Consider the following 12771-nt stretch of genomic DNA (forward strand, 5'->3'; position numbering starts at 1 on the left):
GGAAGTGAGGCGGCGCGCCCGGCCGCTCAGTGCGCGACGGCGCACGGCGACGGGCCGGCGCCGGCGATGCTGTGTTCCAGGTCGAGGAGGTCGTAGGGTTTCGGCAGCAACACGATGCCGCTGCCGGCGGGCAGGACCACGCTCTTGCCTTCACCCGAGGCCAGCACCACCTTCAGGGCGGGCCAGGCCGCGCTGGCCCGCGCCGCCAGCTCGATGCCCGTCATGCCGGGCAGGTTCAGGTCGGTGAACAGGACATCGACCGGATGGTCGCGCAAGCGGGCGAGCGCGTCCTCCGCCGAGGCGCTGCCGCTGGCGTCGTGTCCCAGGGCGCACAGCAGTTCGCAGGCCAGCGCGCGGGTATCGGGGTCGTCCTCGACGACGAGGATGCGGCGGGCCGTGTCGGCGCCGGCGTCCGCTTTCGGCGCCGGCGGTTCGGCCGCGGCCGCCGGCAGGGACGGCGCCGGCGCCGCGGCGGCGCCGAGCTGGGTGCGCACGGCGCGGGCGAGCTGCATGCGGCTGTAGGGCTTGGCCAGCAGATCGGCGGCGCCGGCGATGCGGGTGTCGGGCAGCTGGCCCGAGGTCAGCAGGATCCGTGTACGGGGCGCGACGGCGCGGCAGCGGGCGACCAGGGCGGCGCAATCGACCCGGCCCGGCATCGACAGGCCGGCAAGCAGCAGGACGACCGGGCCGGCGCCGAGGAGCGCGAGCGCCTGCTCGCCGTCGCTTGCGGCCAGCACCCGGTAGCCGAGCCCGGCGAGCAGTTCGACGCTGGTGGCAAGCACCGCGGGGTCGTCGTCGACGAACAGGATGGTTTCGCCAGCGCCGGCCGCCTCGGGGGCGTCGGAAAGCCCGTCCTCGGCTTCCTCGCGCAGGGCGCGCGGCAGGTAGATCCGGATCGTGGTGCCGGCGCCGGGCCGGCTGTCGATGCGGACTTCGCCGCCGCTTTGCTTGACGAAGCCATAGACCATGCTCATGCCGAGCCCGGTTCCCTTGCCTTGCGCCTTGGTCGTGTAGAACGGTTCGAAGATCTTCGCCAGCACCTCGGGCGTCATCCCGCAGCCGCTGTCGGTGACCGACAGGCAGACCTGGTCCGCGGCTGCCGGTCCGTCGCCGGCGGCGTTGGACAGGCGGATCGCCAGGCTGCCGTTGCCGCCCATCGCATCGCGCGCATTGATGGCCATGTTCAAGACCGCGTTCTCGAGCTGGTTGCGGTCGACCTCGACGTTCCATAATCCCGGCGCCTGTTCCAGGGTGACGTCGATGCGGTCGCCCAGTGCGCGCTCGAGCAGGGCGCGCATGTCGGCGATCAGGCGGCCAAGGTGGGTCGCCACCGGCTGCAGGGGCTGGCGCCGCGCGAAGGCAAGCAGTTGCGACGAGAGCTTCGAGCCGCGCTCGACGGCGGCGATCGCGTTCGCCAGCCGCGCGGCCAGGGCGCCGCCGACGCCGTCGAGCGTCATCAATTGCAGGCTGCTCGAGATGATCTGCAGGACGTTGTTGAAGTCGTGGGCGACGCCGCTGGCGAGCTGGCCCACGGCTTCCATTTTCTGGGCCTGGCGCAGCGCCTCCTCGGCCTTGAAGCGTTCGCTTTCCTCGAGCATCACCTGGCGCTCGAGCGACTGGTTCAGCTCGCGCAGGGCGCGCTCGGCCGCGCGCAGGTTGTCCTCGATGCGCTTGCGCTCGGTGACGTCGAAGGCCACGCCGAGGTAGCGCTGGACGCCGGCGGTGGTGGAGGCGACCGGCTGCCCGCGGCGCGCGATCCAGCGCCGTTCGCCGGTATCGGCGCGGATGATCCGGAATTCGGCGTAGCCGATCGGGTTGCTTTCGCTGCCCAGGCGGCTGGGGCCAAGCAGCGGGCGGTCGGCCGGCTCGACGCGGCTGACCAGCAGGTCCGCCGTGATCGCGGCGTCGGGGCCGAAGCCCCACAGGCGCCGGTAGGCCTCGGACACCTCGACCGCGCCGGTGGCGGGGAACCACTCGAAGGTGCCGATCTGGCCGGCTTCCTGGGCGACCCGGAGACGCTCCTCGGTCAGGGCGTGCTCCGTGATGTCGGTGCCTTCGATGAAGATGCCGTAGGTGTTGCCGGCCCGGTCCTTCAGCGGCTGGAAGACGAAGTCCAGGATGCGCCGTTGCGACGCGCTGCCGTCGCGCGTCTGCAGCATCACGTCGAGGTCCTGTCCGTGGAAGGCTTCGCCTTCGCGGTAGACGCGGTCCAGCACGCCGACAAAGCCCTGGCCGACCACTTCCGGCAGCGCCAGGCGCACCGGCTTGCCCAGCACCTCGCGATGCTGGATCAGCCTGAGGTAAGCGTCGTTGACGAGTTCGAACACATGGTCGGGGCCGGTGAGCACCGCCATGAAACTTGGCGCCTGCCGGAACAGCGCATTCAGGAAGTCCATGTCGCCGGCGAGCTGGCGGTTGCGCCGTTCCAGCGTCAGGCGCAGCGCGTCGAGGTCGGTGTTGGCCTGGACCAGGCGCTGTTCGTGCCGGTTGCGCTCGCGTTCGGCGCATACGCGCTCGGTGGTCTCGAATATGGTCGACAGCACGCCGCGCATCTGCCCATGCTCGTCCATTACCGGCACGCAGAACATGTCGAACCAGGCGTCGCGCGGCTGGCCGTCGCGGTCGAGGACGAAGTGCAGGCCGTGAAAAGCCTGTTCCCGGCCGGCGGCGCAGGCGGCGATGACGCCGCGGTTGAAGTCCCATGCCTCGGGCCAGGCGTCGCGCACGGCCGCGCCGAAGATCGCAGGATGGCGCGCGCCGGCGATGCGCGCATAGGCATCGTTATAGATGAGTACCCCGTCCTCGCCCCAGATCAGCGTCATGCCGACCGGCGAGCGCACCACGATCTCGGCGACATTGCGCAGTATCCCAGGCCAGGTCGCGAAGGGGCCGAGGGCGGTGCCGCTCCAGTCGTGGGTGTGCAGCCGTGTCGCGGCTTCGCCGGCTCCGTCTGGCCGGATCGTGTTGCTCATGCTTGATCCTTGTGTGGATGGGGCGAATTCGGGGGCCGCCGCGGCGGGGGAAGGGAAGCCGGGCGGTAGTGTAACACCAGCGGCGAACGGATGAGTTCCTGGAGCGCATGCCCCGCGCGGCGCCGGGCAGTGCGATACGTCGTGCCGGCGGCGCCAAAAAAAAAGGGATTCCGGCGCTGGCGGGAATCCCTTCGTGAGGCGGAAGGCGGCGGCCGGCGCCGCGGGCATCAGTTGCGGCGCTTGCGCGTCACCACGGCCTTTTTCTTCTTCGGCGCCACGACGACTTTCGATTTGCTGCGCGACGAAGCCTTGGCCTTCACCTTCACGCGGCCGGCGCTGGCCTTGATGCGCGGTGCGCGGCTGCTCGCCTTGGCGATCGCGCGCGGCGCCGGGGCCGCGGCGGGCGACTCGCCGTTGATGAAGCGGCGGATGTTCAGCGCGTCCATGATGCGCGCCGAGGAGGCGCCCGCGTTCAACAGGACCATGGTCGCGTTCTTGCCGCCGGCCTTGATGCTCATGATCAGGCAGCGGCCCGCTTCCTGGATGTAGCCGGTCTTGGACAGGCCGATGTCCCAGCCCTTGGCGCCGACCAGGCGGTTGGTGTTGTGGAATTCGACTTCGCGGCTGTTGATGCTGATGAGGTTCTTGGCATCGGTGGTGCGGTCGGTGATTTCCTTGTACTTGCTGGCGGCGTTGGCCATCTTGACCAGGTCGGCCGCGGTCGAGCGGTTGTGCGGCGACAGGCCGGTCGGCTCTTCGATCACGGTGTTGCTCATGCCCAGCGCGGCGATCTTGCGGCGCACGGCCTCCTTGAACGCCGGCAGGCCGCCCGGATAGGTGCGGCCCAGCGAGGCGGCGGCGCGGTTGTCGGACGACATCAGGGCCAGCTGCAGCACGTCGCCGCGCGGGATGCTGGCGCCGACCGGCACGCGCGAGCTGCTGTGCTTGAGCGTGTCGACGTCGCTGCGGTCGATCTCGATCAGTTCGTTCATGTCCTGCTTCGCGTCCAGCACGACCATCGCGGTCATCAGCTTGGTCAGCGAAGCGATCGGGACGACGGCGCTGGCGTTCTTTTCCAGCAGAACCTTGCCGGTGTCATCTTCCACCACCAGGACCGATTGCGAGCCGAACGGCACCGCGACCGCGGCGGCGGACGAGATCGACAACAGGACAGCGGCAAACAGTTTTTTCATCATGGGTGTCGGTGTCGGGTATGGGTGTCGGGGCGGGGCCAGGCTGCCGTTGCGACAGCGGGTTTCACGCGTCATGCGTAAGGCTCACCTAAGTGTTGAAAGATAGCACTGCGATTTCCGCATGTCCATGGCGCACAGGCAAAAAGCGGGCTCATGTATGAAAATTGCCCGAAAAAAAGACCCTACGTTGTAGCAGGGCCTTTTTAGACTGGCAATGAAGTGCTTCCTCAAGCGCTTCGATCCGTCAATACGACGATGCCGTTGCGTTTATTTCGACTGGTAGATCTGGTCGAACTCCCCGCCATCGTCGAAGTGCTTTTTCTGGGCATTGCGCCAGCCGCCGAACAGCTCGTCCACCGAGAACAGCGCGATCGGCTTGTAGTTGGCGGCGTACTTCTTCATCACGGCTTCGTTGCGCACGCGCAGGAAGTGCTTGGCGCCGATTTCCTGGCCCGCCGGCGAGTACAGGAAGTTCAGGTAGGCCGTCGCCGGCTTGCGCAGGTTGCGGCGGTCGACCACCTTGTCGACCACGGCCACCGGCGATTCGGCCAGGATCGAAACCTGCGGGTAGACCACTTCGAAGTTGTCGCCGAACTCCTTGCGCACCATGCTCACTTCGTTCTCGAAGGTCACCAGGGCGTCGCCGATCTGGCGCTGGGTGAAGGTGGTGGTGGCGGCGCGGCCGCCGGCGTCGAGGATGGGCACGTTCTTGAAGATGCGGGCGACCAGGTCGCGCGCCTGCGCTTCGGTGCCGCCTTTCTTGAGCACCGAGCCCCAGGCCGCCAGGTAGGTGTAGCGGCCGTTGCCCGCGGTCTTCGGGTTTGGGATCACGACCTGCACGCCCGGCTTGGCCAGGTCGTCCCAGTTCCTGATGCCTTTCGGGTTGCCCTTGCGGACCAGGAATACCATGGTCGAGTAGTAGGGCGCGGCGTTGTTCGGGAACTTCTTGGCCCAGTCCTTCGCCACCAGGCCGCGGTCGGCCAGCATGTCGATGTCGTTGGCCTGGTTCATCGTCACGACCGAGGCTTCCAGGCCGTCCGCGACGGCGCGCGCCTGTTTGCTCGAGCCGCCGTGCGACTGCTTGATGGTGACGGTGTCGCCGGTGGCTTTCTTGTAGTCGGCGATGAAGGCCGGGTTGACGTCCTTGTACAATTCGCGCGCCACGTCGTAGGACACGTTCAGCAGCTCGACATTGGCGGCGTTTGCCGACAGCGGCAGCGCGGCGCCGACGGTCAGCGCGAGGATCAGGCGGCGCAGGGGCAGGAAGGATTGGTTCGGCATATGTTCTCGCTTTTTAGAATGCTTTGAAGACAGTATTCATGTTCCATAATTTCGGAACAAAACGAAAGAATACTTTTGTCATATGCTTAGACGCTCGTCGAGGTATGCATGGCATCCGGCAGGCAAGGCCGCTTTCGGTGTATAGTCCGGTCAGGCGTTATCCCAACAGGATGGCGCGTTCGAAAGCAACAGGTAATTTGTCATGTTTTAGTGGGTCAGATGTATGGGTATCGACATTCGCAAAGCAGCACCGGCCGACGCCGCTTCCGCCTGCGCCCTGTTGCGCCGCTCGATCGAGCAGGGCTGCGAGCCCGACCATCGCGGCCGTCCCGACGTCCTCGATTCCTGGCTCGGCAACAAGACGCCGGAAAACGTCGCGACCTGGTTCGCTGCGCCGACCAACCACGCCATCGTCGCCGAGCAGGACGGCCGGCTGCTGGGCCTGGCGCTGCTGACCCAGGCCGGCAAGCTGGCGCTGTGCTACGTCGAGCCGGACGCGCTGCGCATCGGCGTCGGCCGCGCCTTGCTGGCCGCGGTGGAAGCGCAGGCGCGCGCCTGGAACATCCGCAAGCTCTTCCTGCACAGCCCGGAGAGCGCCGCCATCTTCTTCGAGCGCCATGGCTATGCCAATTCCGGCATGGACAAGGCCTGCTTCGGGCTCGACTGCAACCTGATGTGGAAGTCGCTCGACGCCGACGAGGACCGCGGCAGCGGCCAGGGCAAACGCTTTTGCAATTGCAGCCAGTAAGCGCTCATCGGCAGCCAGGGTCTGTGTCTTTTCGCTGCAAAACTGAATTGCAACCAATTCGCAACGTGTAACGGCTTTTTTCTGCGAAGTTGTTAAGTTATAGTACGCAACTTCGCATTGATGAGTACGTTATGTCTTCCCGCAGAGATTTCCTCCAACAAGGCATGCGCCTGTCCGCCCTCGGCGTGCTCGGCCCGGCCTTGTCAAGCAATGTCCTCGCCGCGCCGCAGGCGCCGGCCGACCTGACGCCCCCGCCCGACCTGTTCGACGCCCAGGTGCTCGACCTCGACTTCTGGGTCAAGCCGCGCACCCTGAGCGTGACCCGTCCGGCCAGCGGCGAAAAGGCGAAGCTGCTGTACTGGAAGGATGGCGAGGTGATCGACTCCGCCTACCAGCAACTGTGCCACCTGCTGCGCGACGTCAACGGCAAGGAAACCGCGCCGATCGATCCGAAGCTGCTGGAAATCCTCTGGAGCACCCAGGCCTTCATCGCCCGCTACGGCCTGGAGCAGCCGCTCGAGATCCTGTCGGGCTACCGCACCCCGGCCTCGAACGCGCGCCTGATCGAAGCCGGCGTGCCGGCGGCGCGCAAGTCGCTGCACATGCAGGGCAAGGCGGCCGACATCCGCATTTCCAGCCTGACGGAGGAAGTCCTGGGCGGACTCGTGCGCAGCTTCCGTACCGGGGGAGTGGGGTATTATTACCGTTCCGGTCCCAAGGGCGGCTGGATCCATGCCGACACGGGGCTCAACCGCACCTGGAAGGGCTGATTCCCATGCGGTAGGGGCCGCCAACTTGCACGGGTTTTCGCTGTCGAAGGGCCGGGCCGGCAATGTACATGCCGGAACACCGACGTTTACCTGACGGAAGGAGAAAACGATGGCAACGATGAATGCACCCACGATGGATCGCCGTACCGGTCCCGAGCGTCGCCTGGCCCTGCGCGAAGGCCGCCGTTCGGCCATGTCGGCCCTCGATTACCTGGCGATGGCGCTCCTGATCATTGGCGGCCTGAACTGGGCAATGGTCGGCCTGTTCGACGTCGACATCGTCGCCACCATCTTCGGCCCGGGCAGCCCGGCAACGCGCCTGGTCTACGTGGTGGTGGGCCTGGCTGCGCTGTACTCGATCTACACGACGGCGAAGATGGCCGGCGCCAAGCGCCATTGACGGCGCAGGCAACGAAAGCGGTGCCGGGGGCCGTGCCGGCGAGCGTACGGATCGGCCTGATCTCCGATACCCACGGGCTCCTGCGTCCGGAAGCGCTGGACTTCCTGGCCGGCTGCGACCACATCGTCCACGGCGGCGACATCGGCAACCCGGGCATCCTCGAGCGCCTGGCCGAACTCGCGCCCCTGACCGTGGTATGCGGCAATAACGACCGCGAGGCCTGGGCCCGGGGCCTGCCCGAGACCACCTTGCTGCGCTTCGGCCCGGTCGCGCTGTACGCGATCCACGACCTGAAGGAACTCGACATCGACCCGGCCGCGCGCGGCGTGCGGGTGGTCGTTTCCGGCCACTCGCACAAGCCGGCCTGCGCCGAGCGTGCCGGCGTGCTCTACATCAATCCCGGCAGTGCGGGACGCCGCCGCTTCAGCCTGCCGATTAGCTGCGGCGAACTGGTGCTGGACGGGGAGAGCGTGCGGCCGCGCATCGTCACACTCGTCGAGCACTAGGCGTACCGCGGCGCGTCCTGCCTGCCGTGCTAGCCCGGTACGCGGAAGTCTGCAATAGCAAATCGGCAAACTTTGCGGATAAGACACAAAGTCATGCGCTTGCGATAACTTCTTCAGAAACTACTTTAAGTGTGCGTATGGCTCTGTTAGCATCCTACGCTTGCATGGAGGAACACATGGGCGAAGTGAGCAGGAATGACGCACGAACCGACCAGAACACCGCCAGTCACGTCGAGGACGCGTTGCAATTATGCGCCCGCCAGGGCATCCATCCGGCCTTGCTGCTGATGGAGCAGCGCGGCGTGCCGCGGCCGGTCGCGCTGCGGGTGCTGTGTTCCCCCGACCATTTCCGCAAGCAGGACCGGCGCCGTACGGCGCGGCCGGTACGCTAAGCCGCGGGCTGCGCACACGGTCGGACGGAAATGCCTTAGCATACGTGTTTGGTATTCCGTATTCGATCCGCATTTCATGACCGCTTCCGCCGACACTCCGCCACGCTTCCGCCCCCGTCCCTGGATCCACCTCGAAACCCCGCAGGACGTCGAACTCTGGATCGACGAGCACAACCAGGCCATGCAGGAGCTGATCCGGCCACAGGAGACCGGCTACGGCATCCGCTTCACGCTGGCCGAAGGCGGCGACATCACCATGCAGACCGGCGAGGACGCGGTCGTGCTCGACGTCGAGCCGGACGCGGCCTGGATCGCGCCGCTGATCGTCGCCGCCACCGGCGCCGAGCCGCCGCCGGGCCAGTACTGGGTGCTGCCGGCCGACCGGCTGGTGCAGCTGATCATCGGGCTGTCGAGCCTGGTCGCCAGCACCACGCTGGTGGTCGGGCACCGCTTCGGTTCGCATGGCCGGCGGATGATGTACTGACGAAACTTTTTTAGCGCAGGGTGCGTCTTTCGGGTTATAAAAGCAGCAGACGCTTTTTCCAGGAGAGCCGCCCGATGCGCAAGGAACCCTTCCACCATTCCCGCCGTGCCTTCGGGCTGGCCGCCGTGCTGCTGGCGCTGGGCGCCGCCGCCATGCCTGCCGCCGCCGCGGCCGACCTGCTGGACACGGCCAGGGCGCGCGGCACGCTGCGCATCGCGCTGGAAGGCACCTACCCGCCGTTCAACTTCCGCGACCCCAAGTCCGGCCAACTGGCCGGCTACGACGTCGAGGTGGCCCAGGCCGTGGCCGGAAAGCTGGGCTTGAAACCCGCCTTCGTCACCACCGAGTGGGCCGCCATCCTTGCAGGGCTCGCAGCCGGCAGGTACGACGTCATCGCCAGCCAGGTCGGCATCACCGACAAGCGCCAGCAGGCCTTCGACTTTTCGCGGCCCTATACGTATTCCAGCCCGCAGCTCATCGTGCGCAGGAACGAGCAGGCGCACTACGCCAGCCTGGCCGACCTGAAGGGCAGGAAGCTCGGCGTCGGGCAGGGCAGCGTGTTCGAGCAGCAGGCGAAGCAGGTGCCGGGCATCGAGGTCAGGAGCTACCCGGCGGCGCCCGAAAACCTGCAGGACCTGGCCTTCGGCCGCATCGACGCGGCGCTGAACGACAGCCTGATGGTGGCCTACCTGCTGAAGAACTCGAAGCTGCCGATCCGGGCCGGCGCGCGCGTCGGCCAGGTCGAGCGCATGGGCATCGCGATGCGCAAGGGGAACCCGAAGCTGAAGGCGGCGATCGACGGGGCCCTCGGCGAACTGGAGGCCGACGGCAGCCTGAAGGCGATCTCGATGAAGTGGTTCGGCAGCGACGCCAGCCGCCCCGCGCCTTGATCCGCGCACGATGGAGCTGATCGCGCTGCTGGAAGACGCCGCGCCGGTGATGCTGCAGGGCGCCGGCTACACGCTGCTGTTCGCGCTGGCCTCGATGGCGGGCGGCCTGGCGATCGGTTTCCCGGTGGCGCTCCTGCGCCTCGCACCCTGGGCCCTGCTGCGCTGGCCGGCGGCGCTCTACGTGAGCATCATGCGCGGTACCCCGCTGCTGGTGCAGATCTTCGTCATCTATTACGGCCTGCCGAGCGTGGGCATCGAATTCGCGCCGGTGACGGCGGGCGTGCTGGCGCTCTCGCTCAATGCCGGCGCCTATTTATCGGAGAGCGTGCGCGGCGCGATCGCCAGCATCGGCCAGGGCCAGTGGCGCGCCAGCTTCAGCCTCGGATTGGGCTACGGCCAGACCCTGGTGCACATCGTGCTGCCGCAGGCGCTGCGGGTGGCGGTGCCGTCGATGAGCAACACGCTCATCAGCCTGATCAAGGACACCTCGCTGGTCTCGGTCATCGCCCTGACCGAACTGATGCTGGCGACAAAAGAAGCGATCGCGACCAGCTTCCGGCCGCTGCCGCTCTACCTCGCGGCGGCCGCGATCTACTGGGTGCTCAGCCTGTTCTTCGAGGGGCTGCAAAGGCGCGCCGAGCGGCGCCTGAACCGCGCGCACGCGGCGCGCTGACGCGATCGTGCATGCCCGGGGTTGCGTCGGACGTAGGGTGGACGGCTCCACCCGGGCGCGGGTATTGACCGCGGCATGTGCGCCGTCCACGCGTTCAAGCGGCCGTGGATCAGCCGCGGTGTTACATGCGTGCGTTGAACGCGTGGGGCAGCGGCGCATGGAGCCGGGTGTGGCCGCCCACCCTACGTCGGCCATCAGAAGTGGTGATACATCCCCACCGCGAAGCTGCGCGTCTCGATGCCGGTCTGCGGCATGGCGCTGCCCGCCACCAGCGGCAGGGCCACGCCGTTGAGGAGGATGGTCGAGGCGCCGAAGTTGCGCACCGAGCCAGCGCGCGCATACAGGGCGGTGCGGCGCGACAGGTCGTAGTCCACGCCCAGCATCAGGCCCAGCGCCGAGGATTCGGCCAGCCGCCCGGCATTGTCGCGCGCGCCTTCGGTGTCGCGGTAGACGGCCGAGGCGCGGTACGTCAGGCGGCCCTGCGGCAGGATCGCGCCCAGCGTCACCAGTTCGGCTTCGCCGGCCTGCGCCGTCTTCGGCCGGACGCGCGCATAGGAGGTGGACAGCACCAGCTTGCCGTTGTCGAAGATCGCGCCCGCCGACGGAATGTCGGTGCGCACGCCCTGCGCCGGCAGGCCGGCCTCGACGACGACCGGGCCGCTCCAGGTCTGGATCAGGCTCGCGGCCACGTAGAAGGGGCCGTGCTGGTAGGACGCCACGCCGCCGCGCGTGCCGACCTTCGGTGCGTTCGCGCCCGTGGGGTTGGCGGCGTAGATGAACTGGGCCGCCACCGGACCGAGGTTCGGCGTGGCATAGGTGACCGATTTCGGCACGCGCACCGGCAGGGTGGCGGCGCCGGGGCCGAGGTCGGTGTTGGCGCCGGCGCCGCGCGGCGTCTGCATGGCGCCGCCGCCGACCCAGGTGTAGACCGAATTCGTATTCACCAGCATGAAGGGATCGATCAGGAGCGGCAGCATCGCATTGATCTGGTTGCCGACGCGGACCGCGCCCCAGGTGCGCGAGCGCAAGCCGACCCAGGATTCGCGGTTGAACAGCGCGCTGGCCTGCTGGGTGCCGGTGTCGGCATTGAAGCCGGCTTCGAGCTTCATTTCCGCTGTCAGGCCGCCGCCCAGGTCTTCCGACGCGTAGAGGCCGAGCTTGGAGCTGTAGTTGCCGCCGCTTTGCATCTGCCAGCGGCCGCCCGCATGGTCGGTGCGCGCATACATCGCGCCCAGGTCGACGGTGCCGTAGACGCGCACGGCATCCGCGCCGCGGCCGTATTCGGGCAGCTGGGCCAGGCGGGTCATCAGGTAGGAGGGGGAGGTCTGGGCATGGGCGCCCGGGGCGAAGGTGGCGGCGAGGACGGCGCAGAGCAGGGCGCGGCGCAGCGGGCGCTGGCCAATGGAGAGACTTGACATTCGGATAATGTTGGTGAAAATTGCAGAGCGGCATTATCCCATAGGGTTAAATCGCGGACTCAAGCAAAGACGCCACGCTTGACAATTGTTGTTTTGAACCAACATTAGTTTGGCGTCGGGGTGGGCGCTTGTGTCCACGCGGTCTTGCGTGTCCATGCCAATCCGAGCGCCAGCAAAAACCTGCGGTCCAAACAAAAACAGCCCGCCAGGCGGGCTGTTGTCGATACGACGAGCGAACGTCTTACATGTTCGGATAGTTCGGCCCGCCGCCGCCCTCGGGCGTGACCCAGACGATGTTCTGGGTCGGGTCCTTGATGTCGCAGGTCTTGCAGTGCACGCAGTTCTGGGCATTGATCTGCAGGCGGTCCTGGCCTTCGTCGGTCTTGACGAATTCGTAGACGCCGGCAGGGCAGTAGCGCTGCTCGGGGCCGGCGAACTTCGCCAGGTTGACCTCGACCGGGATCGCCGGATTCTTCAGCGTCAGGTGCACCGGCTGGTCTTCGGCGTGATTGGTGTTCGAGATGAACACCGAGGACAGGCGATCGAAGGTCAGCTTGCCGTCCGGCTTCGGATAGACGATGGGCTGGAACTCGGACGCCGGGCGCAGGCACTCGTGGTCGGCATGCTTGTGATGCAGCGTCCACGGGGCCTTGCCCTTGAACAGGATCTGGTCGATGCCGGTCATGATGGTGCCGAGATACAGGCCCTTGCTCATCCACGGCTTGAAGTTGCGCGCCACGTGCAGTTCCTCGTGCAGCCAGGACGCCTTGAAGGCCTCCGGGTAGCTCACCAGTTCGTCGTGCTGGCGGCCGGCGCCCAGGGCCGCGAACGCCGATTCCGCCGCCAGCATGCCGGTCTTGATCGCGCCGTGGCTGCCCTTGATGCGCGACACGTTCAGGAAGCCGGCGTCGCAGCCGATCAGGGCGCCGCCCGGGAACACGGTCTTCGGCAGCGACTGCAGGCCGCCGGCCGTGATCGCGCGCGCGCCGTAGGAGATGCGCTTGCCGCCTTCGAAGTAGCCGCGGATCGCCGGGTGCGTTTTGT

Annotated in this window: 13 protein-coding genes; 8 read left to right on the forward strand and 5 right to left on the reverse strand. The window is 67.3% G+C overall.

Annotated elements, in window-relative coordinates:
* Positions 1 to 26 precede the first annotated feature (26 nt).
* The 3 genes from RT688_RS13000 to RT688_RS13010 form a co-directional block, all read right to left on the reverse strand.
* Positions 27 to 2972 carry a response regulator gene (locus tag RT688_RS13000; protein ID WP_313705303.1) on the reverse strand — a complete coding sequence of 982 codons (2946 nt, stop codon included), beginning with the start codon at positions 2970 to 2972 and terminating at the stop codon, positions 27 to 29.
* Between the two features lie 227 nt (positions 2973 to 3199).
* Entirely contained in the window at positions 3200 to 4168 is a 969-nt protein-coding gene (locus RT688_RS13005) for a serine hydrolase (RefSeq protein ID WP_313705304.1), read from the reverse strand.
* Positions 4169 to 4432: 264 nt separating this feature from the next.
* Positions 4433 to 5446, reverse strand: a complete 1014-nt coding sequence (locus RT688_RS13010) for a sulfate ABC transporter substrate-binding protein (RefSeq protein ID WP_313705305.1) — start codon at positions 5444 to 5446, stop codon at positions 4433 to 4435.
* Positions 5447 to 5669: 223 nt separating this feature from the next.
* Here RT688_RS13010 and RT688_RS13015 point away from each other — a divergent pair, with 223 nt between their 5' ends.
* The 8 genes from RT688_RS13015 to RT688_RS13050 all read left to right on the forward strand — a co-directional run bounded on the left by RT688_RS13015 (position 5670) and on the right by RT688_RS13050 (position 10309).
* A complete protein-coding gene (locus RT688_RS13015; RefSeq protein ID WP_313705306.1) occupies positions 5670 to 6194 on the forward strand; it encodes a GNAT family N-acetyltransferase in 525 nt (174 codons plus the stop codon).
* 131 nt (positions 6195 to 6325) lie between these two features.
* Entirely contained in the window at positions 6326 to 6964 is a 639-nt protein-coding gene (locus tag RT688_RS13020; RefSeq protein WP_313705307.1) for a DUF882 domain-containing protein, read from the forward strand.
* 109 nt (positions 6965 to 7073) lie between these two features.
* Positions 7074 to 7364 (forward strand): DUF378 domain-containing protein, encoded by a 291-nt coding sequence (locus RT688_RS13025; RefSeq protein ID WP_313705308.1) that lies wholly within the window; start codon positions 7074 to 7076, stop codon positions 7362 to 7364.
* A 32-nt stretch (positions 7365 to 7396) separates the two neighbouring features.
* The gene (locus tag RT688_RS13030; protein ID WP_313705309.1) at positions 7397 to 7870 is read left to right on the forward strand and encodes a metallophosphoesterase family protein; all 474 of its coding nucleotides are present in this window, start codon (positions 7397 to 7399) and stop codon (positions 7868 to 7870) included.
* Between the two features lie 176 nt (positions 7871 to 8046).
* Positions 8047 to 8262, forward strand: a complete 216-nt coding sequence (locus RT688_RS13035; protein WP_313705310.1) for a hypothetical protein — start codon at positions 8047 to 8049, stop codon at positions 8260 to 8262.
* Between the two features lie 76 nt (positions 8263 to 8338).
* Entirely contained in the window at positions 8339 to 8746 is a 408-nt protein-coding gene (locus RT688_RS13040) for a hypothetical protein (protein ID WP_313705311.1), read from the forward strand.
* A gap of 74 nt (positions 8747 to 8820) precedes the next feature.
* Positions 8821 to 9636, forward strand: coding sequence for a transporter substrate-binding domain-containing protein (locus RT688_RS13045; protein ID WP_313705312.1), 816 nt, complete (start codon positions 8821 to 8823; stop codon positions 9634 to 9636).
* A gap of 10 nt (positions 9637 to 9646) precedes the next feature.
* Positions 9647 to 10309 carry an amino acid ABC transporter permease gene (locus RT688_RS13050; RefSeq protein WP_313705313.1) on the forward strand — a complete coding sequence of 221 codons (663 nt, stop codon included), beginning with the start codon at positions 9647 to 9649 and terminating at the stop codon, positions 10307 to 10309.
* Between the two features lie 194 nt (positions 10310 to 10503).
* On the opposite strand, the gene RT688_RS13055 is transcribed toward RT688_RS13050, so the two are convergent.
* Both RT688_RS13055 and RT688_RS13060 read right to left on the reverse strand, forming a co-directional pair.
* Positions 10504 to 11727 carry a porin gene (locus tag RT688_RS13055; protein WP_313705314.1) on the reverse strand — a complete coding sequence of 408 codons (1224 nt, stop codon included), beginning with the start codon at positions 11725 to 11727 and terminating at the stop codon, positions 10504 to 10506.
* 241 nt (positions 11728 to 11968) lie between these two features.
* A partial coding sequence (locus RT688_RS13060; RefSeq protein ID WP_313705315.1) for an electron transfer flavoprotein-ubiquinone oxidoreductase occupies positions 11969 to 12771 on the reverse strand: 803 nt, incomplete at its 5' end.

This window comes from Massilia sp., from assembly GCF_032106685.1.
Lineage (GTDB): Bacteria > Pseudomonadota > Gammaproteobacteria > Burkholderiales > Burkholderiaceae_D > Telluria.

What these genes read in the sequence shown, in the direction of transcription:
- RT688_RS13045 (WP_313705312.1), top strand. Translation starts at nt 8,821, where the DNA reads ATGCGCAAGGAACCCTTCCACCATTCCCGCCGTGCCTTCGGGCTGGCC.
- RT688_RS13010 (WP_313705305.1), bottom strand. Translation starts at nt 5,446, where the DNA reads ATGCCGAACCAATCCTTCCTGCCCCTGCGCCGCCTGATCCTCGCGCTG.
- RT688_RS13040 (WP_313705311.1), top strand. Translation starts at nt 8,339, where the DNA reads ATGACCGCTTCCGCCGACACTCCGCCACGCTTCCGCCCCCGTCCCTGG.
- RT688_RS13050 (WP_313705313.1), top strand. Translation starts at nt 9,647, where the DNA reads ATGGAGCTGATCGCGCTGCTGGAAGACGCCGCGCCGGTGATGCTGCAG.
- RT688_RS13035 (WP_313705310.1), top strand. Translation starts at nt 8,047, where the DNA reads ATGGGCGAAGTGAGCAGGAATGACGCACGAACCGACCAGAACACCGCC.
- RT688_RS13025 (WP_313705308.1), top strand. Translation starts at nt 7,074, where the DNA reads ATGGCAACGATGAATGCACCCACGATGGATCGCCGTACCGGTCCCGAG.
- RT688_RS13055 (WP_313705314.1), bottom strand. Translation starts at nt 11,727, where the DNA reads ATGTCAAGTCTCTCCATTGGCCAGCGCCCGCTGCGCCGCGCCCTGCTC.
- RT688_RS13020 (WP_313705307.1), top strand. Translation starts at nt 6,326, where the DNA reads ATGTCTTCCCGCAGAGATTTCCTCCAACAAGGCATGCGCCTGTCCGCC.
- RT688_RS13000 (WP_313705303.1), bottom strand. Translation starts at nt 2,972, where the DNA reads ATGAGCAACACGATCCGGCCAGACGGAGCCGGCGAAGCCGCGACACGG.
- RT688_RS13015 (WP_313705306.1), top strand. Translation starts at nt 5,670, where the DNA reads ATGGGTATCGACATTCGCAAAGCAGCACCGGCCGACGCCGCTTCCGCC.
- RT688_RS13005 (WP_313705304.1), bottom strand. Translation starts at nt 4,168, where the DNA reads ATGATGAAAAAACTGTTTGCCGCTGTCCTGTTGTCGATCTCGTCCGCC.